The 25,409-nt window shown below is 63.2% G+C and carries 22 protein-coding genes and 2 tRNA genes; 9 read left to right on the top strand and 15 right to left on the bottom strand.

Annotation, left to right across the window (positions count from 1 at the left end; all coding sequences use genetic code 11):
* Positions 1 to 71 precede the first annotated feature (71 nt).
* The 9 genes from ACWNZ3_RS08460 to tgt form a co-directional block, all read right to left on the bottom strand.
* Positions 72 to 1,148: a hypothetical protein gene (locus ACWNZ3_RS08460; protein WP_496901811.1), complete on the bottom strand. Its 1,077-nt coding sequence runs from the start codon at positions 1,146 to 1,148 to the stop codon at positions 72 to 74.
* 450 nt (positions 1,149 to 1,598) lie between these two features.
* Positions 1,599 to 1,674: transfer RNA gene (locus ACWNZ3_RS08455), tRNA-Val, on the bottom strand.
* A 35-nt stretch (positions 1,675 to 1,709) separates the two neighbouring features.
* Positions 1,710 to 2,273: a histidine phosphatase family protein gene (locus tag ACWNZ3_RS08450; protein WP_496901810.1), complete on the bottom strand. Its 564-nt coding sequence runs from the start codon at positions 2,271 to 2,273 to the stop codon at positions 1,710 to 1,712.
* Positions 2,274 to 2,278: 5 nt separating this feature from the next.
* A complete protein-coding gene (locus ACWNZ3_RS08445) occupies positions 2,279 to 2,860 on the bottom strand; it encodes a histidine phosphatase family protein (protein ID WP_496901809.1) in 582 nt (193 codons plus the stop codon).
* A 489-nt stretch (positions 2,861 to 3,349) separates the two neighbouring features.
* Positions 3,350 to 3,424, bottom strand: a tRNA-Val gene (locus tag ACWNZ3_RS08440).
* Between the two features lie 58 nt (positions 3,425 to 3,482).
* The gene (locus ACWNZ3_RS08435) at positions 3,483 to 3,869 is read right to left on the bottom strand and encodes an HU family DNA-binding protein (RefSeq protein WP_269366498.1); all 387 of its coding nucleotides are present in this window, start codon (positions 3,867 to 3,869) and stop codon (positions 3,483 to 3,485) included.
* A gap of 466 nt (positions 3,870 to 4,335) precedes the next feature.
* Positions 4,336 to 6,747, bottom strand: coding sequence for an endopeptidase La (gene lon, locus ACWNZ3_RS08430; protein ID WP_496901808.1), 2,412 nt, complete (start codon positions 6,745 to 6,747; stop codon positions 4,336 to 4,338).
* 274 nt (positions 6,748 to 7,021) lie between these two features.
* Positions 7,022 to 8,119 (bottom strand): alkene reductase, encoded by a 1,098-nt coding sequence (locus tag ACWNZ3_RS08425; protein ID WP_496901807.1) that lies wholly within the window; start codon positions 8,117 to 8,119, stop codon positions 7,022 to 7,024.
* 244 nt (positions 8,120 to 8,363) lie between these two features.
* Positions 8,364 to 9,491: a tRNA guanosine(34) transglycosylase Tgt gene (gene tgt, locus ACWNZ3_RS08420; protein ID WP_496901805.1), complete on the bottom strand. Its 1,128-nt coding sequence runs from the start codon at positions 9,489 to 9,491 to the stop codon at positions 8,364 to 8,366.
* A 117-nt stretch (positions 9,492 to 9,608) separates the two neighbouring features.
* Between tgt and ACWNZ3_RS08415 the strand changes: the two genes are divergently transcribed.
* The 8 genes from ACWNZ3_RS08415 (at position 9,609) to ACWNZ3_RS08380 (ending at position 16,869) form a co-directional block, all read left to right on the top strand.
* A complete protein-coding gene (locus ACWNZ3_RS08415; RefSeq protein ID WP_443069640.1) occupies positions 9,609 to 10,496 on the top strand; it encodes an SPFH domain-containing protein in 888 nt (295 codons plus the stop codon).
* Entirely contained in the window at positions 10,496 to 10,771 is a 276-nt protein-coding gene (locus ACWNZ3_RS08410) for an NfeD family protein (RefSeq protein ID WP_274575232.1), read from the top strand. The genes ACWNZ3_RS08415 and ACWNZ3_RS08410 overlap by 1 nt, the downstream gene beginning before the upstream one ends.
* 42 nt (positions 10,772 to 10,813) lie before the next feature.
* A complete protein-coding gene (locus ACWNZ3_RS08405) occupies positions 10,814 to 12,484 on the top strand; it encodes a mechanosensitive ion channel family protein (RefSeq protein ID WP_496901803.1) in 1,671 nt (556 codons plus the stop codon).
* 51 nt (positions 12,485 to 12,535) lie between these two features.
* Positions 12,536 to 13,915, top strand: a complete 1,380-nt coding sequence (gene rimK / locus ACWNZ3_RS08400) for a 30S ribosomal protein S6--L-glutamate ligase (RefSeq protein WP_269367716.1) — start codon at positions 12,536 to 12,538, stop codon at positions 13,913 to 13,915.
* Between the two features lie 424 nt (positions 13,916 to 14,339).
* Positions 14,340 to 14,702 (top strand): SUF system Fe-S cluster assembly protein, encoded by a 363-nt coding sequence (locus ACWNZ3_RS08395; protein ID WP_114275625.1) that lies wholly within the window; start codon positions 14,340 to 14,342, stop codon positions 14,700 to 14,702.
* A gap of 118 nt (positions 14,703 to 14,820) precedes the next feature.
* Positions 14,821 to 16,032, top strand: a complete 1,212-nt coding sequence (locus ACWNZ3_RS08390) for a glycerophosphodiester phosphodiesterase family protein (protein WP_496901802.1) — start codon at positions 14,821 to 14,823, stop codon at positions 16,030 to 16,032.
* Between the two features lie 151 nt (positions 16,033 to 16,183).
* Positions 16,184 to 16,546: a HesB/IscA family protein gene (locus tag ACWNZ3_RS08385; RefSeq protein ID WP_269367714.1), complete on the top strand. Its 363-nt coding sequence runs from the start codon at positions 16,184 to 16,186 to the stop codon at positions 16,544 to 16,546.
* On the top strand, positions 16,543 to 16,869 hold the full coding sequence (locus ACWNZ3_RS08380; protein WP_269367713.1) for a TfoX/Sxy family protein: 327 nt from the start codon (positions 16,543 to 16,545) through the stop codon (positions 16,867 to 16,869). The genes ACWNZ3_RS08385 and ACWNZ3_RS08380 overlap by 4 nt, the downstream gene beginning before the upstream one ends.
* 173 nt (positions 16,870 to 17,042) lie before the next feature.
* Here ACWNZ3_RS08380 and ACWNZ3_RS08375 read toward each other — a convergent pair whose 3' ends face one another.
* Positions 17,043 to 17,975, bottom strand: coding sequence for an isopenicillin N synthase family dioxygenase (locus ACWNZ3_RS08375; protein ID WP_496901801.1), 933 nt, complete (start codon positions 17,973 to 17,975; stop codon positions 17,043 to 17,045).
* Positions 17,976 to 18,071: 96 nt separating this feature from the next.
* Here ACWNZ3_RS08375 and tpiA point away from each other — a divergent pair, with 96 nt between their 5' ends.
* Positions 18,072 to 18,815 carry a triose-phosphate isomerase gene (gene tpiA / locus ACWNZ3_RS08370; RefSeq protein ID WP_496901800.1) on the top strand — a complete coding sequence of 248 codons (744 nt, stop codon included), beginning with the start codon at positions 18,072 to 18,074 and terminating at the stop codon, positions 18,813 to 18,815.
* A gap of 153 nt (positions 18,816 to 18,968) precedes the next feature.
* Here the strand turns inward: tpiA and ACWNZ3_RS08365 are convergent, their stop codons facing one another.
* The 5 genes from ACWNZ3_RS08365 to ACWNZ3_RS08345 form a co-directional block, all read right to left on the bottom strand.
* Entirely contained in the window at positions 18,969 to 20,345 is a 1,377-nt protein-coding gene (locus ACWNZ3_RS08365; protein ID WP_269367710.1) for a TRAP transporter large permease, read from the bottom strand.
* 4 nt (positions 20,346 to 20,349) lie between these two features.
* Positions 20,350 to 21,030 carry a TRAP transporter small permease gene (locus ACWNZ3_RS08360; RefSeq protein WP_496901799.1) on the bottom strand — a complete coding sequence of 227 codons (681 nt, stop codon included), beginning with the start codon at positions 21,028 to 21,030 and terminating at the stop codon, positions 20,350 to 20,352.
* An 81-nt stretch (positions 21,031 to 21,111) separates the two neighbouring features.
* Positions 21,112 to 22,113 (bottom strand): TRAP transporter substrate-binding protein, encoded by a 1,002-nt coding sequence (locus ACWNZ3_RS08355; RefSeq protein WP_269367708.1) that lies wholly within the window; start codon positions 22,111 to 22,113, stop codon positions 21,112 to 21,114.
* Positions 22,114 to 22,357: 244 nt separating this feature from the next.
* Positions 22,358 to 23,590 (bottom strand): sigma-54-dependent transcriptional regulator, encoded by a 1,233-nt coding sequence (locus ACWNZ3_RS08350; protein WP_269367707.1) that lies wholly within the window; start codon positions 23,588 to 23,590, stop codon positions 22,358 to 22,360.
* Positions 23,587 to 25,317, bottom strand: a complete 1,731-nt coding sequence (locus ACWNZ3_RS08345) for a sensor histidine kinase (RefSeq protein WP_496901798.1) — start codon at positions 25,315 to 25,317, stop codon at positions 23,587 to 23,589. Before ACWNZ3_RS08345 ends, ACWNZ3_RS08350 begins: the two co-directional genes overlap by 4 nt.
* Positions 25,318 to 25,409 lie beyond the last annotated feature (92 nt).

The raw sequence follows: 25,409 nt of genomic DNA, 5'->3' as shown, positions 1-25,409 counted from the left end.
ATACCTCGTTTGGTCGATAGGTGTTATCGTTTATCGAATCAAAACGTTCTGGGGAACGCTCCCCCCAACCTTCAAGAACGATTGACCTCCTGTACAGGATAGATCGCAAGAGCCGCATCCGTCAGGCGATCCACCGCCTCACCCAGGACCCTCAAGCTGTTTCGAAAGTAAATCTTGAAATCTGCGTCGGTTTGTTTATCGGGCTTGGTTGCGCAAAGCATAAGATGCACATTTCGATGTGAGATGCGCAGCTCTTGAAACAATGTGAGCTGTTGGGTTGTAGAAGCCACCGCATTCTTGAATATCTGCATCCCCTCATTTGCAACGACAGCAGCTTGTTCCACGTCTCCCTTACGTGCCAACAGCGCGCAGAGCATCAACAGCGTCATCGACAGATTGTAAGCAGGCGTAAAGAAGTTCGTAATACCTGCGGCACGCGATCGACAATGCTCCAGGGTAGCAAAGAACTCATCATGGCGCCGGAGAGCCAGTTCCAGATGCCACTTGGCACAGAGCAAGGAAATTTCGAGATGTTCGCGGTTGGTCCGGGGATGATTTGTGATTTCACATTCATCCACCCGCACAAGTTGCGTCTTGACATGTCGCAGTGCCTCTTCTTGCAGCACGGGATCATTGATCTCAAGGGCCTTGTAGGTCATCACAACGGCGGCGCCGACCCGGTATGCCCGCTTGCCACTAAAGCTCTGCGAGAGCTGACGCGCCATGAAATACTGCAACGCCTCGTCACCGAAACGGTGAATCTTTCTCAAGAACATCGCCTCATACGCCTTGTCATCACGCGGAAAGATCTCGGCAAGAAACGTTGCGACGGCAGTGTCCAGTGTCAACCAATCGGGCAAATCGCAAGTAACGGAACACAGCGGTTGATCGGAATGCTCCGGCAGCGGCAAGACGATTTCAAACGAATTTCCGGCATTTTTCTCAGCTGCTGCGTCAAGCCATGAGAAGGTTGCTGCGGCAGGGACTGATCGGTCGTCGTAATTCAAGCTCATTGAGATCGGAGCGGTTGCTGGAATGGCCGAAGGTTGCGCCCCGGCCGTTCCACTGAAGACAAGACCGCGCTGGGGATCATAAGCAATCGCGCCAACAACCATTTGAACCGTGGTCTCGTCATTCGTGTTACTCATCGGTCAATCCAGCTCCTTCTAAAGCCATCAGCGTATATGATTTCACTGCAAGACGGGCAAGGCCAAACGCCCTCTGGGCAATGGCGCCTCAGGTCCGGTCGACCGCAAAGCTGTGTCAGGTGCTAGACGATAACGCGCATTGAACCGATGTGAACTCCATGCTGGGGTACATGTCAGGGCGCATGGCAGAGCTCGACGCGCTGCGCGATTCAGGACCCCATGAACGCCGAACCCATCTTGCCGCTGCCCGATGTTGGGAAACACATCTCGTGACTTGGGAAACAAGAACGGACACGAACGCCAGACCGATCATTTAGTCTAATATTTTCAGGTAGTTGATGGTGGGTCGTGAGAGGCTCGATCTCCCGACCCAAAGTGCCGCGCAGCGGCGCGCGTCGGTCGGGCCTGCAAGGGAAAGCCTCCCTATCATCTTGATCAAACGGTGAAGGATGGTGGGTCGTGAGAGGCTCGAACTCCCGACATCTTCGGTGTAAACGAAGCGCTCTACCAACTGAGCTAACGACCCGGCCCGGCTCTCTTAGCGCAAGGCGGGGGGCGGCTTCAAGACCCTAAAGTCAGTCGGGTTTGCACCCCGCCATCAACGTAGAATACAACCCCCTGCCCGCCGTCGATGGCGCGCAGATCGCGGGGCGGGCGGCCGGTCAGGATCAGGCGCAGCATGCGCGAGGTGATGCCATGGGTCACCAGCACCGAGGGCTGCGTCAGCCGGGCCAGAAAGGCGCTGCAGCGGTCGTGAAGGGCCGCCAGCCCCTCGCCCCCCGGTGCCAGATCATAAAGCGCGAACCCGTCCTGCGCACCGGTCTGCGCGATCAGATCGGCGCGGGTTTCCCCGGCCCAGCCGCCGAGGCCGATTTCGGCCAGCGCCGCTTCGGTCTGCAGGGGGCCTGGAACGGCTTGCATCACGATGCGGGCGGTCTGCACCGCCCGGCCCTGCGGGCTGCTGAGGAGTTGGAAACCGGTCAGGTCGCGCGCTGCCAGGATCCGGCGCTGGGTCTCGGCCTGGGCCCTGCCCCGGTCGGTCAGATCGGCGTGGAAATGGCCCTGCAAGCGGCCCGAGGCGTTCCATGTCGTCTCGCCATGGCGCAGGATATAGAGCGGCGGCATCCGGCTCACTCCGGCAGGTCCAGCCGTGTTTCCACCCCGTTTTCAAGCAGGTAGACGCAGCCTTGCAGGTTCGACAGGCTGCCAGCCTCGGCCAGCGGCAGGCCACGGGCCTCGGCCCGCAGCACCTGCCCCAGCAGCCCATGAGCGACAATGACAGTGGGGCCGTCGAGGCTGCGCATGAAGTCGCGGATGCGGGCGTGAAACGCCGTCAGCCCCTCGCCGCCCTCGGCCGCCTCGTAGATCTCAAGCGCTGTGGGATCGGTGGCCGCCCAATCGGGATGCCGGGCCATGATCTCGTCGCGCAGCAGCCCCTGCCAGCGGCCCGCGTGGATTTCCATCAGCCGCGGGTCGGTCCGGTACGGCCTTTGCCACAGTGCGATATCCGCCGTCTGCCGTGCCCGGCCAAGCGGCGAGGCAAAAAGCGCCGGCTCATCTGCAAGGATCGGGGGCATCAGCGCCGCCTGCCGCCGCGCCTCTGCCAGCCCCTGGTCGGTCAGCGGGGAATCGAGCTGGCCCTGCAGCCTCGATACCTTGTTCCATTCCGTTTGGCCGTGGCGCAGGAACCAGATTTTCGGATATGTCGTCACGTGATTGCCGCCTGCGTCGTTCCGTCGGGTGCAGACAGCCATATCCGGGGTGTTGCCGGATGGAAATGCCAAATTCCAACGCAGGTGTTTCGATGCCTAAGGGCGCGCGTCGGTCAGGTTCTCAAGGGAACCGCGACCCGACGACCTGAACAACAGTAGAAGAAAGGTGGGTGATAAGAGATTTGAACTCCTGACCCAGAGTGCCCGCAGGGCGCGCGTCGGTCAGGCTCTCAGCAAGCCATCCGGTCAGATCAAACGAAACGCGAGGAAATATGGTGGGCGCCAAGAGATTTGAACTCCTGACCCAGAGCGCCCGCAGGGCGCGCGTCGGTCAGGCTCTCAGCAAAGCACTCGGTCAGATTAAACGAAACGCGAGGAAAATGGTGGGCGCCAAGAGATTTGAACTCCTGACCCAGAGCGCCCGCAGGGCGCGCGTCGGTCAGGCTCTCAGCAAGCCACCCGGTCAGAACATACGAAACGCGAGGAAAATGGTGGGTGATAAGAGATTTGAACTCCTGACATCTTCGATGTGAACGAAGCGCTCTACCACTGAGCTAATCACCCTTGCCGCGCGAATTAGACAATCGCGCGGGCCGTTGCAAGAGGAGATGCGAAAAAGCTGTTACTCGGCCGCGTCGGGCAGCTTGTCGGACGGGCCGGGTTGCGGCGGTGCGGACTGGCGCACCTTGACCACCATGACGCGGCCATTCGGCATCTGCTTTTCACGGCGGACCTTGACCTTGCCAAAGGGCGGCAGGACCAGTTCGCGGTTGTCGGCCAGCGCTTCGCCCAGCACGGAAAGCAGGGATTCGACGACGGGCTTGGCGTCTTTCTTCTTGATGCCGGAGCGTTTCACGACCTGATCGATCAGCTCTTTCTTGCGCATGACGGGGCCCAGGATCACCGATTGCGGTGCCTCCACGACGGTGGGTGTCGCTGCTGCGGCAGCGGCGGGCGCCTTGCCATCAATTGCGGTTACGGGGGCGGGTGTTGAGGATTTTGTTGCCACGGGGGTCTTTCTGGTCCGAGAGGACCGTGTTGATTTGGTTGCCATCATACTGCCTCGTAGGTTCTTGTGTTTTGGTTTTTCTACCATACCCCATGTTGTGAGAATATCAAAATCAGGGTGTTGGCCCCAAAATCCGCATGACTGTGCCGATTTTGCGTGTTTTTGGTTCAAAACCGGCAAAAAACGCAGTGTTTCAGCTGGTTGCGCCCAGTTTCCGCCGCACCGGTCACAGTCTTTCCTTGCCACCCGGGGCATCGGCCGGACCCTGCGCCGCCCGCCTGTGCCTGCCTGCGAATCCGCCATCCAGACAAAAACGCCCCGATGTGGATCGGGGCGCTTTGGTGTTTCGTCAGGCGCGGGTCTTTGAGCGCCCGCCCTTGAACCTGTGACACGAATACCCTGCCGCGCCTGCGGCGCTCTCGGGACATCCGTGTCACAGGATGGTTCTGGTGAAAGGCCGGACGCTTTAATGCGCGGTGGCGCTGTCGCCGGAGCCTTTTTGCGAGGCCAGGCTGGCGGCAGCGGCGGCGTCCTCGGCCTCCTGATCCCATTCGATGGGTTCAGGAACCGACACCAGCGCGTGTTTCAGAACCTCCGACACGTGGCTGACAGGGATGATGGTCAGCCCCTCTTTCACGTTGTCGGGGATATCCGGCAGATCCTTCTCGTTCTCCTCGGGGATCAGCACCGTGGTGATGCCCCCCCGCAGGGCCGCGAGCAGTTTCTCCTTCAACCCGCCGATGGCAGAGGCATTGCCGCGCAGCGTGACCTCGCCGGTCATGGCGATGTCCTTGCGCACCGGGATCTGCGTCAGCACCGACACGATGGCCGTGACCATGGCCAGACCGGCGCTCGGCCCGTCCTTGGGCGTGGCCCCGTCCGGTACGTGAACGTGGATGTCCAGCGTGTCGAAGCGCGGCGGCTTGACCCCGATCTTCGGACTGATCGACCGCACATAGCTGGAGGCCGCGTCGATGGATTCCTTCATCACATCGCCCAGCTTCCCGGTGGTCTTCATCCGCCCCTTGCCCGGCAGGCGCAGCGCTTCGATCTGAAGCAATTCGCCCCCGACAGAGGTATAGGCAAGGCCGGTCACCACGCCGATCTGGTCTTCCTTCTCGGCCAGGCCATAGCGGTGTTTGCGCACGCCCAGGAATTCCTCAAGGTTGTCGCCGGTCACGGTGATGCTCTCGGCCTCCTTGCGGATGATCTTGGTCAGCGACTTGCGTGCCACCTTGGCGATCTCCCGCTCCAGGTTCCGCACGCCCGCCTCACGTGTGTAATAGCGGATCATGCCGGTCAGCGCGGAATCCTCGATCGAGAATTCCTTTGCTTTCAGACCGTGGTTCTTGATCTGCTTGGCCACCAGATGCTGTTTGGCAATCTCGCGCTTCTCGTCCTCGGTGTAGCCGGACAGCGGAATGATCTCCATCCGGTCCAGCAGCGGCCCCGGCATGTTGTAGCTGTTCGATGTGGTCAGGAACATCACGTTGCTGAGGTCATATTCGACCTCCAGATAGTGATCCACGAAGGTGGAGTTCTGTTCCGGGTCCAGCACCTCAAGCATGGCCGACGCCGGGTCACCCCGGAAATCCTGCCCCATCTTGTCGATTTCATCGAGCAGGATCAGCGGGTTGGTGGTTTTCGCCTTTTTCAGCGCCTGGATGATCTTGCCGGGCATGGAGCCGATATAGGTCCGGCGGTGGCCACGGATCTCGCTCTCGTCCCGCACGCCGCCAAGGGAGATGCGGATGAACTCGCGCCCGGTGGCCTTGGCCACGCTCTTGCCCAGCGAGGTCTTGCCCACGCCCGGAGGGCCGACAAGGCACATGATCGGGCCTTTCAGCTTGCTGGAGCGTTGCTGCACGGCCAGATATTCAACGATCCGCTCCTTGACCTTCTCAAGGCCGTAGTGGTCGTCGTCCAGCACCTTCTGCGCCTTGCCAAGGTCCTTTTTCACGCGGCTTTTCACGCCCCATGGAATGGAGAGCATCCAGTCGAGGTAATTGCGCACCACGGTCGCCTCGGCGGACATCGGGCTCATGTTCTTGAGCTTCTTGATCTCGGCCTCGGCCTTTTCGCGGGCTTCCTTGCTCAGCTTGGTGTCGGCAATCTTGGCTTCCAGCTCGGCAACTTCGTTCTTGCCGTCCTCGCCATCGCCCAGCTCCTGCTGGATCGCCTTCATCTGTTCGTTCAGATAATATTCGCGCTGGGTCCGCTCCATCTGCGACTTCACGCGGGTCTTGATCTTTTTCTCGACCTGCAGAACCGACATTTCGCCCTGCATCAGCCCATAGACCTTTTCCAGCCGTTCGGAGACCGAGAGCGTTTCAAGCAGGTCCTGCTTCTGCTCCACTTCGATGCCCAGATGGCCCGCAACCAGATCGGCCAGTCGCGCAGGCTCTGCCGACTCGCCCACGGCGGTCAGCGCCTCGTCCGGCACGTTCTTCTTGACCTTGGCATAACGTTCGAATTCATCGGCCACGGTCTTGATCAGCGCCTGCGTGGTCGCGGCATCGCCCGGCATCTCTGTCAGATACTCGGCGCGGGCCTCAAAGAAGTTCTCGTTTTCGAGGTATTCGGTGATGCGCACCCGCGCCTGACCTTCGACCAGCACCTTGACGGTGCCATCGGGCAGTTTCAGCAGCTGCAGCACATTGGCCAGCACACCCGCCTTGAAAATACCGGTGCTTTCGGGATCGTCCTCGCCCGGGTCAACCTGGCTCGACAGCAGAATCTGCTTGTCGTCGGACATCACTTCTTCCAGGGCGCGCACGGATTTCTCGCGACCGACAAACAGCGGCACGATCATATGTGGGAACACCACGATGTCGCGCAGCGGCAATACCGGGTAAGAAGCGTTCAATGGCTCTAACATGCTCTTTTCCTTTACTAGCAAGACGAAAAGGTCCCTGATTAGGCAACCGCCTCCGTCTCCTGACATGGGGTGGATATGGAGATCTGCCCCGCCTGTTTCAATCCCTTCCGCGGGCTTTGCGTCATCATCGCCTGCCTGTCCGGTCATGGCAACCGGGGTTTTTACAGGAATGTAACGCAAAATGAACGAAAGGCCCTGCCCGCGCAACATATGTCGCGCTGCGCGGGCATCATAACGCATCTGACCGCGCGTTGCGCCGCGCGGTCAGGCATCGTCACTCCGCCGCTTGCGCGACCGCTGCGGGATAGTCGGTATACCCTTCGCGACCGCCGCCGTAATAGGTGCTCTGATCACTCTCTGCGAGGGGCAGATCGCGCTCGTAACGTGCCACCAGATCGGGGTTGGCAATGAACGGACGGCCAATGGCGATGAAATCCGCATGACCCTCTGCGACGGCTTTCAGCGCCATCTCCCGGTCATAGCCGTTGTTGGCCATATAGGGCCCCTCGAACAGCTTGCGCAGCCTGTCGATGCTCTGCCCCTCCTGCAAGGCGCGGGATCCGCCGGTGGCGCCCTCGACCAGGTGCAGATAGGCCAGACCAAAGCGGTTCAGCGCCTTGATCACATATTCGAAGGTTTCCTGCGGATTGTCGTCGCTGATCCCGTTGGCCGGAGAGAACGGCGACAGACGCAGGCCCACACGGTCCCCGCCCCAGACCCTGGTGACGGCCTCCATCACCTCTAGCAGCAGCCGGGCGCGGTTTTCCACCGACCCGCCATAGGCGTCGTCGCGGTGGTTGCTGCCGGTCTTCAGGAACTGGTCCAGCAGATAGCCGTTGGCGCCATGCACCTCGACCCCGTCAAAACCCGCCTCAAGGGCCATGGCCGCCGCATGGGCGTAATCGGCGACGATCCGGGGCATTTCCGCAAGCTCCAGCGCGCGCGGGTCGGAGGTGTTTTCAAACCCGTTCGCGGTAAAGGTCTTGCTGCCCGCATTCAGCGCCGAGGGGGCAACCGGCGGCTGGCCGTCGGGTTGCAGCGAGGTATGGCTGATGCGCCCGACGTGCCAGAGCTGCACGACGATCTTGCCGCCTGCTTCGTGCACCGCATCCGTCACCCGGCGCCAGGCAGCAGCCTGACCGGGGGTGTGGATGCCGGGGGTCTGCAGGTATCCCTTGCCCTCGGGGCTGATCTGGGTCGCCTCGGTGATGATGATGCCGGCACCGGCGCGCTGGCGGTAGTAATCGACATGCATGTCACTGACCTCGCCGGTGACATTGTCGGCGCGGTTGCGGGTCAGCGGTGCCATCGCGATCCGGTTACCGGCCTCGATGGCCCCGGCCTTCGCGGGGGTGAAAAGCGGTTGTGTCATTGTGGGAGTCCTTGATGAAGGTGGTGTCGGAAATGACAGCTAATGCGCCCCTGCGCCGCTGCAAGACCTTGAAATTTCCGCGCCACGATCACAAGACGCGGCAATCCGAAACATGAAGAACGTCGCGTAGGCCTCTTTATTCAAACGACAATTCATGAATTCGAGCGCTTGTCGGCCATGAAACGGTTTGACAAGGCCCCGGCCATCTCGCCCTCGCGCGCCCGCCGCATTTGGCCCGTCCCCTTCAAAGCGGGTCGATATCGCCCTGCGCACGGGTGGCATGGAACTCCGACTGCCAGGCCGCAAATGTGCCCGCCGCGATGGCGCCGCGCATCCCGGCCATGATGTCCTGAAAATAATGCAGGTTATGCCAGGTCAGCAGCATCGAGCTGATGATCTCCTGACTGCGGAAGACGTGATGCAGATAGGCCCGCGAATAGTTGCGGCAGGCCGGGCAGCTGCAGTTCTCGTCCAGCGGGCGCGGATCATCCGCGTGGCGCGCGTTCTTGATGTTCAGCACGCCGAGCCGGGTGAAGACCTGCCCGGTGCGCCCCGACCGCGACGGCAGCACGCAATCCATCATGTCGATGCCCCGCGCCACCGCCCCCACGATGTCATCAGGCTTGCCCACGCCCATCAGGTAACGCGGCTTGTCCTCGGGCAGCTGGTCCGGCGCGTAATCCAGACAATCGAACATCGCCGCCTGCCCCTCGCCCACCGCCAGGCCACCCACCGCATAGCCGTCAAAGCCGATCTCGCGCAGCGCCTCGGCGCTCTGCTGGCGCAGATCGCGTTCCAGCCCGCCCTGCTGGATGCCGAAGAGCGCGTGACCGGGGCGGTCGCCAAAGGCCTCCTTCGACCGCTTCGCCCACCGCATCGACAATTCCATGCTTTCCGCGATCCGGTCCCGCGACGCGGGCAGCGCCGGGCATTCGTCGAAACACATCACGATGTCGGAGCCCAGCAGCGCCTGGATCTCCATCGAGCGTTCCGGCGTGATCTCGTGGCGCGACCCGTCGATATGGCTCTTGAAGGTCACCCCGCGCTCGGTCAGCTTGCGCAGCTCGGCAAGGCTCATCACCTGAAAACCGCCTGAATCCGTCAGGATCGGCCCCGACCAGTTCATGAACTTGTGCAGCCCGCCCAGACGCGCCACCCGCTCCGCCGTGGGGCGCAGCATCAGATGATAGGTATTGCCCAGCAGGATGTCGGCCCCGGTGGCAGCCACGCTTTCGGGCATCATCGCCTTGACCGTGGCGGCCGTGCCCACCGGCATGAAGGCGGGCGTGCGGATGTCGCCCCGCGTGGTGCGGATCACCCCGGTGCGCGCCTTGCCATCGCTGGCCTTTATGTCAAAGCTGACCTGGCTCATCTGCCGTCTCCCTGCAATCTCAGCAGGCGGATACCCCCTTGCGGTGAAACTTGCAATTCGCCCGAAAAATGCGCAGATGAAACATCACGCGCCCTTACAAGGATTGATCCTTTGGACATCGAGAACCTGATCGTCGGATTGCTGGAAAACAACCTGGCATATCTGTTGCTGGCCGCACTTGTCGTCATCGTCATCTTCAAGGCGGTCAAGATCGTGCCCCAGTCCGAACAGCATGTGGTCGAACGCTTTGGCCGCTTGCGCAAGGTGATGGGACCGGGGATCAACCTGATCGTGCCCTTCATCGACCGGATCGCGCACCGGGTGTCGATCCTCGAACGCCAGCTGCCCACCGCCAGCCAGGATGCGATCACCCGCGACAACGTGCTGACGCAGGTGGATACCTCTGTCTTCTACCGCATCACCGAACCGGAAAAGACCGTCTACCGCATCCGCGACGTGGACAGCGCGATTTCCACCACGGTTGCGGGGATCGTCCGGGCCGAGATCGGCAAGATGGATCTGGACGAGGTGCAGGCAAACCGTTCCTCGCTGATCACCACCATCAAGGCCAATGTCGAGGACGCCGTGGACAACTGGGGGATCGAGGTGACGCGGGCCGAGATTCTGGATGTGAACCTCGACACCGCCACCCGCGCCGCGATGATGCAGCAGCTCAATGCCGAACGCGCCCGCCGCGCCCAGGTGACCGAGGCCGAGGGCAAGAAACGCGCCGTTGAACTGGCCGCCGACGCCGAGCTTTATGCCTCGGAACAGACCGCCAAGGCGCGCCGCGTGCTGGCCGAGGCCGAAGCCTATGCCACCCAGGTCGTGGCCCAGGCGATCAACGAAAACGGGCTGGAGGCCGCGCAATACCAGATTGCCCTGAAACAGGTGGAAGCGCTGAACGGCATGGGCTCGGGCGAAGGCAACCAGACCATCATCGTCCCGGCAGAGGCGCTGGCCGCCTTTGGCGATGCCTTCAAACTGCTGAAAGGGCGCGGCTGATGGAGGCCTATCTGACACTCTGGTGGGTCTGGATCTGCATCGCGCTGGCGCTTGGCGTGCTTGAACTGCTGGCTCCGGGCTTCATCTTTCTGGGCTTTGCCCTGGGGGCGCTGGCGATGGCGGGCCTTGTGCTGATCCTGCCGGCCATCGGCATTCCTGCCCTGCTCGCGCTCTTTGCCATCCTGTCGCTTGTGGGCTGGATCATCCTGCGCTTTGCATTCCGCCACCAGTCCAGCGGTGCGCGGATCGTCACCCACGACATCAACGACAACTGAAGCAGGACTTGACCAAAGGCAGGGCGGGCTAGTTTCCTGTCGATGCATCAGGTCGTTCTGAAACCCTTCCTGCGGACCCTCGCCGCCGCCCTGGCGGCCTGTCTGATCTGTCTGGCCCCTGGCGCCATTGCGCAGGAGCCGTGGTTCGAGCAGGACAGCCTGAACGCCGGCATGGCGGCACCCCCCGCCACGCTGGACCGCGCCACGCCGATGGCCGCGATGGAAACCTTCCTCTACCTCGCGGAACACGGCCATTTCAGCGTCGCCGCACATCTGCTGGATCTGTCGGACGTGGCACCGGCCGATCAGCAAAGCATCGGCACCGAACGCGCGCGGATGCTGTCGGTGATCCTGGAACGCAAGGTGGTGATCCCCTGGTCCTCGCTCGAAGACCGGCCGGACGGCTGGCTCTCCGGCAATACAGAGGACAATGACACCGGCCGGGAACGCCGCTCCATCCTGATCGACCGGATGGAACGCGGCGGCCATCTGGTGCCCTTGCGGCTGAACCGGATCAAGGCGGCAGACACCAAGGAACCCGTCTGGGTGTTCTCGCGGCAAAGCGTGGACAACATTCCCGCACTCTACGCGCTTTACGGGCCGACCGATCTGGAACTGGCCCTGCCGGAATGGCTGCGCACACCCGCCTTCTGGGGCATGTTCCTCTGGGAGGTGCTGTTCCTGCCGCTGGTGGCGCTGGCCGCGCTGATCGTCGCTGCCCTGGCCTTCCGGATTCTGCGCAGACTGGGCGAAACCGCCCGGCGGCGCGGTGCCCGGTTCCTCGCGCGCTCGCTGAAATGGCCCGCTGCCATCACCATCTTTGCCGCCATCATCGGCACCGCAACCAGCCGTGTGCTGGTGGTGACGGGCATCATCGACGCGGTGGTCTCGCCGCTGGTGCTGATCTCTTACGTGGTGGCGATCACCCTGGCGGTGGTGCTGGTGATCGACGAGGTCTTCGACCGCATCAGCGTCTCCACCGCGACCGAACTGGCGGACCCGCAGAATGCCCATCTGCGCGCCGTGGCCACAACCATTTCCGCCGCGCGCAAATTTGTCATCGTCATCGCGACCCTCGCCGCCTCGGGCGTCGTGCTCAGCTCCATCACCGCCTATGGCACCCTTGGCATCTCGCTGCTGGCCTCTGCCGGGGCGCTGACCATCGTGCTGGGCTTTGCCGCCCGCGAAGTGCTCGGCAATATCCTGGCCTCTGTCCAGATCGCGCTCAACCGCTCGGCGCGGATCGGTGACCAGCTGATGTTCAAAGGGCATTTCTGCACGGTGGAGCGGATTGATTTCACCTATGTGCAGCTGATGATCTGGAACGGCACCCGGCTGATCGTGCCGGTCAGCACCTTTGTGTCGGACCCCTTCGAAAACTGGTCGATCGAAGAGCCCGAAATGGTCCGCCCCATCGAACTGACCCTGGCCCATGGTGCCGATGTGGAGCGCCTGCGGCAGGTGTTCCTCGATCTGCTGAGCTACGAAGACCCTTCCGATGTCTCGCCGATGGAGCGCGCCAGGGTCAATGTGACCGGACAGGACGCCATCGGCATCAAGGTCCGCTTCGAATTGCCGACCGCGAATCCGGCCACTTTCTGGGATGTGGAGTGCCGCCTGCGCGAAGCCCTGCTGGCCGAGGCCGCGCGCATCGAACGCGAGACCGGCGCACGGATTTTTCCGATCCTGCCGCCGGACGTAACACCAGCTTGAAGCCCGCCGGGCAAGCCGCTAGGCAGGCCGCGCAGCAGCAGGAGAAACGCCGTGAACGAACTGAATTTCGGATGGGAGGAATGGGTCTCCCTGCCCGATCTGGGCCTGCCCGCCATCAAGGCCAAGGTCGACACCGGCGCGCGCACCTCAGCGCTGCATGCCCATGACATCGAAACCTTCGGCTCTGCCGCGAAACCCAAGGTCCGTTTCAACGTGCATCCGATTCCGGGGCGCGAGGACATCTCCATCACCTGCTCTGCCCCGCTGATCGACCGGCGCGAGGTCACCTCCTCGAACGGCGAAAGCGAACAGCGGCTGGTCATCGCCTCCACGCTTGAGGTCGGCGGCCAGAGCTGGCCCATTGAAATCACCCTGACCAACCGCGCGGGGTTGACCAGCCGCATGTTGCTGGGCCGTCAGGCGCTGGGGGATCATATCATCATTTCCCCCACGGAGCGGCGGCTGCAGCCCGACCTCAGCTATGATGTCTATCATTCCGCAAAGGTGCGCCATGCCGCCCCCGTCCGCGCCCTGCGCATCGCGGTGCTCAGCCGCGAGGACAATTATTCCACCCGCCGTCTGGTAGAGGCCGGCGAGGCGCGCGGCCATACCGTGGAGGTCATCGACACCACCCGCTGCTACATGGCGATCAATTCTCTGGCGCCCGAAGTGCATTATGACGGCAAGCGCCTGCCCCGCTATGACGCGGTGATCCCGCGCATCGGGGCTTCCGTCACGCCCTATGGCTGCGCCGTGATCCGGCAGTTCGAAACCATCGGCACCTATTGCGTGAACGGCTCGGCAGGCATCCTTGCAAGCCGCGACAAGCTGCACGCCCATCAGGTGCTGGCGGGCAAGAAGATCGGCATGCCCACCACCGCCTTTGCCGCCTCGCCCAAGGACACCTCCAACCTGATGGCGCTGGTCGGCTCCGCGCCGCTGATCGTGAAACTGCTGGAATCGACGCAAGGAAAAGGCGTGGTGCTGGCCGAAACCAAAAAGGCCGCCGAATCCGTGATCGACGCCTTCCGGGGCCTCAAGGCGAATTTTCTGGTGCAGAATTTCGTGAAAGAGGCGGCAGGCGAAGACATCCGCTGTCTGGTGGTCGCGGGCAAGGTTGTCGCGGCGATGAAACGCACCGGGGCGGAGGGCGATTTCCGGTCCAATCTGCACCGCGGCGGCTCGGCCAAGGTCGTGCGCATCTCGAAAGAGGAACGCGACACCGCCGTCCGCGCCGCCCGCGCCTTTGGTCTGGGCAAGGCAGGCGTGGACCTGTTGCGCTCCGAAAGCGGGCCAAAGGTGCTGGAGGTCAATTCCTCCCCCGGTTTCGAAGGCATCGAAAAGGCCACCGGCAAGGACATCGTCGGCAAGGTCTACGACGAGATCGAAGCAAGGGTGAAACCGCAGCCGGTGCGCCGGCGCAAGGCGTGATTGGGAACGGCCCGGAGCGGGCATGCGCAGCAGGCGCAGCCAATGGCAGCGATGGGGCCTTGCCGCTTTCGCAAGCGCGGAATCAAGGCCGCAGGCCGCCGCGCATCATGCCAGAGGCATGTCTCCGACATGACTGGCCGTCCCCTGGCACGGCGATTTGTCTGCTGTCGTGTTCCATGGATAACTTGGAAGTGCTTGGCTGCCATAAAGTGCCAGTCACGACGGTCGGATCGCCGCACCACGGCCCTGCGACGCGCGGCTTGGGGTTTCGTTGCAAAGGGCCTCTTCGTCCCCATACCCGACCTCTGCGCAAACCACAGCGAACGTCCGCAACCCCGCCCACCCTGCTGCACCCCCACCCCCCACTGGACGCCGCGCCATGCTATCCCTATATAAACAGTCAGGAACCAGATCAGAGGCCGACATGACCGACAACACCCAACCGCTCGAAGGCACACCGCTGATTGCGCCCTCCAGCACCGATCACCCGCTCTACGATCAGGTGGTCGAGGCCTGTCGCACAGTCTATGACCCTGAAATCCCGGTGAATATCTATGAACTGGGCCTGATCTACACCATCGACATCGACACCGAAAACGCGGTGGACATCAAGATGTCGCTGACCGCCCCCGGCTGCCCTGTGGCCGGTGAAATGCCCGGCTGGGTCGCGGATGCGATCGAACCGCTGCCCGGTGTCAAACAGGTCAATGTGGAACTGGTCTGGGAGCCGCCCTGGGGCATGGACATGATGTCGGACGAGGCGCGGCTCGAACTGGGCTTCATGTGACACAAAGAAACCGGCAGGTGTCGTGAAACCGTCACCCGCCTGTCACAGAGGCTTCGTCATACCGTTACAGGCTGCCGTCAGAAGGGACGCGACGACACCCTGAATTTACGGAGCTTCCATGCGCAGTCTCGCAGCCCTCGCGGCCCTTTCCCTCATCCCGCTCGCAGCCCAGGCCGAAGACCACCTGGCCGCCAATGGCTACGGCTATGGTCCCCGCCCGGCCTTCCTGGTCTCCCGGCTTGCCGATGGCGATCTCAAGTCCCGGCTGACCGCCTGCCTGGGCCAGCAGGCCGAGCCGACGCTGTTCTCCATCGGCCACCGGGGCGCGCCGATGATGTTTCCCGAACATACCATAGAATCCAATGTCGCCGCCGCCGGCATGGGTGCCGGCATCCTGGAATGCGACGTGACCTTCACCGCCGATCACGAGCTGGTCTGCCGTCACGCGCAGAACGACCTGCATACCACCACGAACATCCTGACCACCGATCTTGCGGCCAAATGCACCACCGGTTTCACCCCCGCCACGGCGGACACGCCCGCCAATGCCGAATGCCGCACCTCCGATCTGACCCTGGCGGAATTCCGCAGCCTTGCCCCCAAGATGGACAGCGCCGACAAATCCGCCACCACAGCCGAAGCCTATCAGGGCGGTGTCGCGGGCTGGCGCACGGATCTCTATTCCGCTGGCGCCCGGACCATGACCCATGCCGAGTCGATTGCGCTTTTCGCCTCGTTGGGTGCCCGGTTCACGCCGGAACTGAAATCTCCCGCCGTCGAAATGCCGCATGAGGGTTTCACCCAGGCGGATTACGCGCAGAAGATGATCGACGAATACAAGGCCGCCGGCATCCCCGCCTCCGATGTCTGGGCGCAGTCGTTCAACCTGGATGACGTGATGTACTGGATTGAAAACGAACCCGAATTCGGCGCACAGGCGGTCTATCTCGTGGAATGGTCCGAAGGCTTCGACGAACAGAACCCCGAGACCTGGGTCCAGGACTTTGCCGCGCTCAAGGCCGCGGGTGTCAATTACATCGGTGCCTCGCTGAACATGCTGCTGACAAACGCGGATCGCACGCTGGCAGCCTCCGACTATGCCCGGGCCGCGCGGGACGCCGGGATCACCCTGATCGCCTGGACCCTGGAACGCTCCGGGCCGCTGGCATCGGGCGGCGGCTGGTACTTCCAGTCGGTGAACGACATCATCACCGATGACAGCGATTACCTCGTCGCGCTCGACGTGCTTGCACAGGATGTAAAGGTCGCGGGCGTCTTCTCTGACTGGCCTGCCACCGTCACCTTCTACGCCAACTGCATGGGTCTGTAACGCCCCACCCCGTCCCCAAAGGACCCGCGCAGCAGGCCGCCTCCATCCCCCCGGAGGCGGCCATTTTGCTGCAGCGCGCACCGTTTTCCCGCAGACCGCTTGAGAATGCCGCGCAAGGCTCCTATCTTTGTCCCAACAGGAGAAAACACCCATGTTCGGCATTCCCGGAAAACAAGCTGTCACCATGACGCCCAGGGCGTCCGCCCAGATTTCCAAGCTGATGGCATCGGCAGGCCACGCGGGCCTGCGCATCGGCATCAAGAAGGGCGGCTGCGCGGGTATGGAATATACCATGGAATACGTCGATTCCCCCGACCCCAATGACGAGGTCGTGGAACAGGACGGTGCGCGGGTGATGATCGCGCCGATGGCGCAGATGTTCCTGTTCGGCACGGAAATCGACTATGAAACCACCCTGCTGGAAAGCGGGTTCAGGTTTTCCAACCCCAATGTGACCGAAGCCTGTGGCTGCGGCGAATCCATCAAGTTCGACGAAGCGCTCGGCGCGAAGTGAGCCTGGGCGCCGCGGATATCGACTTTGCCCGCGATCTGTTTTCGGAGATTCCAGACCTGGCCACCCGCCGCATGTTCGGCGGGCTGGGGATTTACTGCGGCGATACGATCTTTGCCCTGATGCTGTCGGACGGCCGTCTGATGCTCAAGGCCCAGGGCGGTTTCGCACAGCGGCTGGCGGGGGACGGGGCCGAACAATGGACCTATACCCGCAAGAACGGTGCCAGTGCCGCCATGCCCTATTGGACCCTGCCCGAGGCCGCGATGGAAGATCCCGAACAGGCGCTGGCCCTCGCCCGCGACGCGATCGACGCGCTGCGTTAGGGGATACGTTTCAAAGCGCGAGAGTGTCTGCAATGCGGAGTTTGCAGCCGTTCGCCACAATGCCCGGACGCCCTGCGTCCGGGCAGCACCCGAGCCGCCCCGTCACGCCAGAGGCGTGCCTGATCGTTTCGGCGCACCTCTGGTGCGACGGGCGGGCGCGGCCCCCCCGGTGATCAGGCCTTGGCCAGGTGCAAGTAGGTCTCGTTATAGCGTTTCGCCAGATGGTCGCCTGCGCTGATCACCTGATCCGACCCCGGTGGCGCCACATTGGTTTCCCGCGCGGGGTTGAAGAACAGCGGCACCGAGACGCGCTCGGCGGTGCTGCCGATGACCCGGTGCGGCGTCGCGATCACCTTGCCATCGCTCCAGAACTGCAACATCTCGCCAAAGTTGATCACGAAAGCCCCCGGCGCCGCCGTGACAGGTATCCAGCCGCCGCCGCGTTTGCGCACCTCCAGCCCCGGTGTGCCATCGGTGGCCAGCAGCGTCAGGCAGCCGTAATCGGTATGGGTCGCGATGCCGAAATCCCTGGCCCCGGCCGATGCGGGCCTTTCGGGATAGTAATTGCCGCGCAGCAGCGCCATCGGCGCGTCAAAGGCCGCATCAAAGGCGTCGCGCCGCTGGCCGATGGCCTCCGCCACGCCGCGCAGCACTTCCAGACCCACGGCACAGGCATCCGTGTAATAGCTCTCAACCGTCTGGCGAAAACCGGCGGGTGTGCCGGGCCAGATATTGGGCGCATAAAAGGGGTCCGCAAGGCGCGGATCATCCTCTGGCAGTGTCACGCCGCAATCAAAGACCTGTTTGTAATCCGGGTTGGCGTCCGGATCGACCTGTTCCGCACCGGACCGGCCCCAGCCCCGGTTCGACCCGGTGGTGGCCATGTCGGTCGCGGCTTTCTCCGCCTCCGGCAGTTTGAAGAAGGCGCGATAGGTTTCGATCACCTGCGCGACCCGCTCGGGCGGCAATGCGGTGTTGTACACGGTGGCAAAGCCCACATCCGTGGCGGCGACCCGCATGGCATCAAGGGCGGCCGGGTCGCTGGTGCGCAGGGCCTGAAGGTCGATGCGGGGAATCAGCCCCGATGTCTCGCTGTGCTCATTCATGGGGCAAGCCTAGGTCGTGCTGACGCCATCGGCAAAGCCTTTCGTTGCCGCCCCGGGTGCCGGCTGGTAAGTCTGTTCGAAAATCAGGAGAATTTCATGCGCCCCAAGATCGCCGCCGGTAACTGGAAGATGAACGGCACGCAATCCGCCCTCGACGAACTCGATGCTCTGGCCGCGATGCTGCCCGGCGGCGACACCCGCGTGGTGATCTGCCCGCCTGCCCCATTGCTGATCCCTGCCGTGGCGCGGGCAAAGGGCATCGCCATCGGCGCGCAGGATTGCCATGCGGCGGAAAAGGGCGCGCATACGGGCGATATTTCCGCCGCGATGGTGGCGGACAGCGGTGCGGCCTATGTGATCCTTGGCCATTCCGAACGTCGGGCCGACCATGGCGAAAGCGACGCGGATGTCAGCGCAAAGATGCAGGCCGCCTGGGCCGCGGGGCTGACCGCGATCCTCTGCCTGGGCGAAAGCGAAGCGGACCGCGAGGCGGGGCGCACGCTGGAGGTGATCGGCGCGCAGTTGGCAGGCTCCCTGCCCGATGATGCCGGTGCTGAAAATACCGTTGTGGCCTATGAGCCGATCTGGGCCATCGGCACCGGCAAGGTGCCCACCCTGGAGCAGATCGTCGAGGTTCATGATTTCCTGCGCGCCGAGCTGACCGCGCGCTTTGGTGCGGACAGGGGCAATGCGATTGCGCTGCTCTATGGCGGCTCGGTCAAGGCCGCGAATGCCGCCACCATCTTTGAGGCGGAAAATGTCGATGGCGCGCTGGTCGGCGGGGCCAGCCTGAAGGCCAGTGATTTCGCCCCCATCGTGGCGGCGCTGGCGGCATCCTGAGCTTCCTGCTGCATGGGCCGTTCGACAGGCGCGCACGGCCCCCGCAAAAAAGGGTTCCCCGCGGGGAACCCAAATACTTGTTAACAGACATCTTATTTGGTTAGCGCTGCGCGCGGAGGGGGCGGCGCACCGACGGGGTGCGCCGCCCGTTTGTCATTTCGTGATGATCTCCGGCCCCATCATCATTGTCGGCAACCAGGTCGAGATGATCGGGATATAGGTCACCATGATCAGGAAGACGAAGAGCACGGCGGTGAAGGGCAGCGCGGCCCTGACCACCTTCATCATCGGCATGTTCGCCACCCCGGAGGTCACAAAGAGGTTGAGCCCGACCGGTGGCGTGATCATCCCGATTTCCATGTTCACCACCATGATGATGCCAAGGTGGATCGGGTCGATGCCCAGTTCGATGGCAATCGGGAACACCAGCGGTGCCACGATAACCAGCAGGCCCGAGGGCTCCATGAACTGTCCGCCGATCAGCAGGATCACGTTGACGATGATCAGGAACATGATCGGACCAAAGCCCGCGTCCAGCATGATCGCGGAAATCCGCTGCGGGATCTGTTCGTCGGTCAGCACATGTTTCAGGATCAGCGCGTTGGCGATGATGAACATCAGCGTCACGGTCAGCTTGCCCGCGTCGAACAGGGTCCGCTTGGTGTCGGGGTGCCAGAACACGCTGAGGAGCGCCAGCGGCTTGCGCATCAGCGACAGGTTGCGCCCCTCGCCCTCCACATGCAGCGGCCCCATGTCGCGGTAGACGAAACTGGCGATCAGGAAGGCATAGATTGCCGCCACCGCTGCCGCCTCTGTCGGGGTGAAGATCCCGCCATAGATGCCACCCAGGATGATCACGATCAGGAACAGGCCCCAGCCCGCTTCCCGGCCCGAGGCCCAGACTTCGCCCCAGCCGCGCCATTCGCCCTGCGGCAGTTTGCGCACCTTGGCCATGATGTAGATCGTGATCATCAGCATGGTGCCGGCCATCAGACCCGGGATCACCCCGGCCAGGAACATCCGGCCCACGGAGACATCGGTGGCCGAGGCATAGACCACCATCACGATGGAGGGCGGGATCAGGATGCCCAGGGTGCCCGCGTTGGCAATAACACCTGCCGCGAATTCCTTGGTATAGCCGACCTGGCGCATCCCCGCGATGACGATGGAGCCGATGGCGACCACGGTCGCAGGGGAAGAACCGGAAAGGGCGGCAAAGAGCATACAGGCAAAGACGCCCGCAATCGCCAGACCGCCCGGCAGGTGCCCCACCAGAGCGATGGAGAACCGGATGATCCGTTTCGCCACGCCGCCGGTGGACATGAAGCTGGAGGCGAGGATGAAGAAGGGGATCGCCAGCAGGGTATAGTGACCGGCCATCGCCTGAAACAGCGTCTGCGCAATGGAGGCAAGCGAGGTATCGGACAGGACCAGCAGGAACATGATGGAGGACATGCCGAGCGAGACCGCAATCGGCACCCCGATCAGCATCAGGCCCACGACCATTGCGAAAAGAATTGCTACTTCCATGGGATCAACGCTCCGCGTTCATGTGTTTGACGTCCTCGATGGCGTCTTCGGCCTCGTGGCTGACAATCAGACTGTCGGCATTGCCCTGCAGCAGACGGATGAACGCCTGGATGAAGCGGAACAACAGCAGCGCCATGCCGATGGGCAGGATTGCATAGGGAATGAAACGGGGCAGTTTGTCATAGCTTTCGCCCTCGTTCATCACCGGCTCGATAAAGCGCAGCCAGTCGGGCATGGGCAGATCGACAACCTCGTACCAGGCCTGATCGCGGCTGTCGGCAAAGCCGGTCGGGAACCAGCGGCCCGTGGTGGCATCGAGACCCGCGAAGGGGGCCCAGTAATCCCAGGCGCCTTTCATCAGAAACACCGCATAGATGATGCAGACCAGGCCCGCGATCAGGGCAAGCACCCGGCGCGCAGGCTTGTCAAAAAGGTTGATCACCGCGTCCACGCCCAGATGTGCGGTGACCTTGACCGCATAGCTCACGCCCAGGAGGACCAGCCAGGCAAACAGAAGCGTCACCGCCTCAAGCCCCCAGATCAGGCCCGTGTTGAAGCCGTAGCGCAGAACCACGTTGATGAATGTGATGAGTGTCATGAGCCCGAGGATCACGGCGATCGCCGTTTCCTCGAATTCGTGCACGAAGCGCCCCAGCCCCGTGCGTGGTTGGTAATGCGATGCCATCGCTCAGCCCTTCCGGAAAAATGCAGGTAAGGGGTGGCCGGTCGCCCTGACCGGGGCCGGCCACCCGCAAGACACGAAAGCCTAGTGCTTTTCGTTGATCGCCTGTGCGGCGTCGATGTTTTCCTGACCAACGTCGGCCACGAATTCTTCCCAGACGGGTTTCATTGCGCTGACCCAGGCTTCGCGCTGTTCGGCGTCCAGTTCGCGGATCACGCCACCGGCATCCAGGATCGCCTGACGTGCTTCGGCGTCCACCTGTGCCACGGCGGCGTTCCGCTCGGCGGTCACTTCGTCCATGATGGTGGCAAGCTGGGTGCGCACGTCTTCGGGCAGGCTGTCCCACCAGTCGGTGGATACGACAACCATATAATCCAGAACGCCGTGGTTGGTTTCAGTGGAACCGTCCTGCACCTCAAAGAACTTCTGGCCATAGATGTTGGACCAGGTGTTCTCCTGACCGTCGACAACGCCGGTCTGCAGCGCGCCGTAAACTTCGGAGAAGGCCATCGGCTGCGGGCTGACGCCAATCGCTTCCATCTGCGCCTTGATCACTTCGGAAGGCTGCACGCGGAACTTGAGACCCTTTGCATCTTCGGGCAGCAGCAGCGGCTTGTTGGCCGACATCTGCTTCATCCCGTTGTGCCAGAAGCCCAGACCCAGCAGGCCGCGGCGTGTCATCGATTCCTTCATCGCGGCACCGGCTTCGGAGTTCTGGAACTCGTCCACGGCTTCGATGTTCTTGAAGACGAAGGGCAGGTCGAACAGGCGGAAGACCTTGGTGAACTGCTCGAACTTGGACAGCGAGGGCGCGCCCATCTGGACGTCACCCTGAAGCATGGCTTCGAGCAGCTTGTCGTCGTCGTAAAGCGTGGAGTTCGGGAACACTTCGACGCAGGCCTTGCCGTTCATCTCGTCGTTGACGCGCTGTTCGAACAGCGAGGCGGCGATGCCCTTGGGGTGTTTGTCGGTGTTGGTGACATGGCTGAACTTGATGACAATCTCGCCGTCATCACAGGCAGCGGCAACAGCGCCCGCGCTGACAGACATCGTCAGGGCAACAGCGGCGGCGGTAAATATCTTCATTGGTTGTCTCCTCCCAGAGATTTGGAATCAAATCGTCACACCTTTCCGGGTGCGCTGAGATAAGGAGCCATATTCCCGCGTGCGTTCACAAGTGCGTGTGATCCGCGGTGTCCTTTTTCATTTTTATAGTTTATTTACAAAGATTTACCAGACGGTCCCGTGATAGGTCATTGAACCTGCCGTACCGGATGTGCGGTTTCCCACACATGCCGGAGCGGCATTTGTGCGGAAATCCGCACATAATTCAGCTGCGAAAATCCTCGGGGCGGATGCCGTAGCGCGCCAGCTTGTCGTAAAAGGTCTTGCGCGGCAGTTTGAGCGCCTTGGCGGCTGCGCTGGCCTGCCCGTCGGCCCGGCGCAGGGCAGCCTCCAACAGGGATTGCTCCACCTGGGCCATCTGTTCGGACAATCCCAGCGCCGCATCGGGGGCCACGGCATCTTCATGCACCCCCATCACGAAGCGCATCGCCGCCGACATCAGCGCGCGGGCATTGCCGGGCCAGTCGCGCGCCATCAGGTCGGCCACCACCTGCGGCGTGACCTCGGGCCGGGTCAGCCCCGCCTGCTCTGCCGCCTGATCGACATATTGGCGGAACATCGAAGGGATATCCTCGGGCCGCTCGGAGAGGGCCGGGATCCGCACCGGCATCACCTCCAGCCGGTAATAGAGATCGGCATGCAAGCGGCCTTCCCTGACCGCGGCCTCCACGTCACGGGTGCTGCCGGTCATCAGCCGCGCGGCGGGCGCGCCCTCCAGCGCCTCGATCAGCGCCAGCTGGGTCTGGGCGGGCAGCAATGTGACCTCGTCGAGAAACAGGCTGCCGCCTGCCGCCGCCTCCAGCGCTGCAAACAGGGCCTCCGATCCCATCTCTGCCGCCGCGCGCTTGACGAAAGCCGCCTTGGAGCGCGCGGAACTGAGGTGGATCACCTCCGCCACCTTGGAAATCCCGGTGCCCGGCGCACCAAAGACCAGCACCTCGCCCTCGGTCTGGGCAACACGGCGGACACGGGCGCGCAGGGCCTCCGATATCTCCGACGTGCCAAAGATCATCCGCGACGCAGGATCGCCCTTGCGCACCAGATCGCGCAGGCGGCGGTTGTCCAGCACCAGCGCACGGGTCTTGAGCGCGCGTTCCAGCACCGCAAGCAGGGCGGCAGGCGCACAGGGCTTTTCGAGGAAATCGAAGGCCCCCTGCCCCATCGCCTCCACCGCCATCGGAATGTCGCCCTCGCCGGTCAGCAGGATCACCGGCAGGTCCGGGTCCTGACCCTGGGCATATTTCAGCAGGTGAAACCCGTCACGCCCGGGCATCCGCATGTCCGACAGGATCACCCCGTCGAAATCGCGGGTGATCCGATCCTTGGCCGCCACGAAGGAGCCGGCGGTGACCGCCGTGAAGTCGGCCAGTTCCAGCGTCTGCGCCAGCGCCTCGCGCACGGCGGCGTCATCATCCACCAGCAGCACCTTGCCCATCATGCCGTCGCCACATCCTGTGTATGTCGTTCAAGTGTCACGGTAAAAAGCGCCCCGCCCTGATAATTGCTGCCCCTGATCTGTCCACCAAAGCTTTGCACAATGCCATAGCTGATCGACAGGCCCAGCCCCATCCCGGCGGAGGGGCCCTGGGTTTTCGTGGTATAGAAAGGATCGAATACCTTGTCCGGCATCTCGATCCCCGGTCCGGTGTCGCGAAAGCTGACAGTGACCTCATCCGCTTCGAGCACCAGGATTTCAAGACGCTTTTCCGGCGCATCGGCCATCGCGTCCACCGCATTGGTGATCAGATTGACAAAGACCTGCCCCAGCCGCACCTCGCCGCCGCGCACCCAGGTCGGCGCTTCGAGCGGTGCATGCACCAGTTCGACACCCGCCTCCTGCACATGGGCGCGGGTCAGCTCCAGGGCGCTTTCCAGGGCCCGGCGCAGATCGACACGGTCATCGGTCTGCTGGTCCTGCCGGGCAAAGGCGCGCAGGTTCTGGATGATCCGCGCCATCCGCTGCGCCAGTTCGGAAATGCGGGTCAGATTCTCTGCCGCGCGCGCCGGCGTGCCGCGGTTCATGAACTGCACCCCGTTCTCCGCAAAGGACCGGATTGCCATCAGCGGCTGGTTCAACTCGTGGCTGATGCCCGCAGACATCTGCCCCAGGGCGCTGAGCTTGCCCGCCTGCACCAGCTCATCCTGCGCCCGGCGCAGGGCGGCCTGCGCCTCTTCGCGCTCCGCCGCCTCTGCCAGCAGCTTGGCATTGGTATCGCGCAGGGCCCGGGTGCGCTCGGCCACCCGGTCTTCCAGTCGGGCATTGGCGCTGGCCAGCGCGCGCCGTCGCTCTGCCGCCAGAAACAGCAATGACCCGAATGCGAGGCAAAGTGCGGCCACCGCCGCGGCCTGTGCCGCCGCAAGCCTGCGCGCGGGTTCGGTATCCAGCAGCACCTCGCCGGTCAGGCCGATGACCGGCAGGCCTTGGGTCAGATGCAGCGCGGAGCGGGGCAGATACGGGCCCCAGTCCAGCAGCCAGATCTCATGCCCGCCCAGCCGGCGCGCTTCGAAAGGCGGAGCGGGCCCCACCGGCGGCACCAGACCGACCAGGCCGGAGGATGCCGGCGCCCGGCGCCAGAACAGCAGTTCCGAGCGGTTCGAAATCAGGACCTCGCCGCTGTTGTCGGTGAAAAAGGCCGGCGGGTTGCTGCCGCGCCAGTTGTAGTCGATCCCGTTCAGATCGGTCACCACAACCACGGCGCCCAGCACCTGCCCCGGCGGGCTGAACACCGGTGAGGCATGAAAATAGGCCCGCTGGGAGAGCGGTATCGCTTCGCCGTGCCCCCATCCCAGCGCGCCGCGCAATGCCCGGCGCACAAAGGGCTGTCCGGCCAGTTCCATCGGTGCATCCAGCCCCAGCGCCGAGGCGCGCAGGCGCCCCTCTGCATCGATCACCAGCACATCCAGCGCCGCCGTCTTGTCCGCGACCTTCAGCAGCAGATCGCCCAGGTCCTGCGCATCGCCCTCGGAAAGGACCGCGCGCACCGCCGGATGATTCCCCATCAGCACCGCCAGATCCCGGTAGCGCTGCAGCTGGCCCACCAGCCGGTCCCCGGCAAGCGCCAGGTCCGCGCGCCCGCGTTCGGCCAGCAGGTCCAGGCCCTGTTCATGGAAATACCGCCAGACTCCCCCCGAGAGGGCCGCCACAACCGCCAGGAAGGCCAGCATCACTGCCGCTCTTTGCCGTATTCCGCTTATCATGAGGCCAGATTGCACATGCGCCCTTGCCTTGACCAGAGCCGCTCGGGCATCTGGTCGGG

Source organism: Sulfitobacter sp. IGS-18 (assembly GCF_059628195.1).
This window is presented reverse-complemented; position numbering and strand designations above follow the sequence as displayed.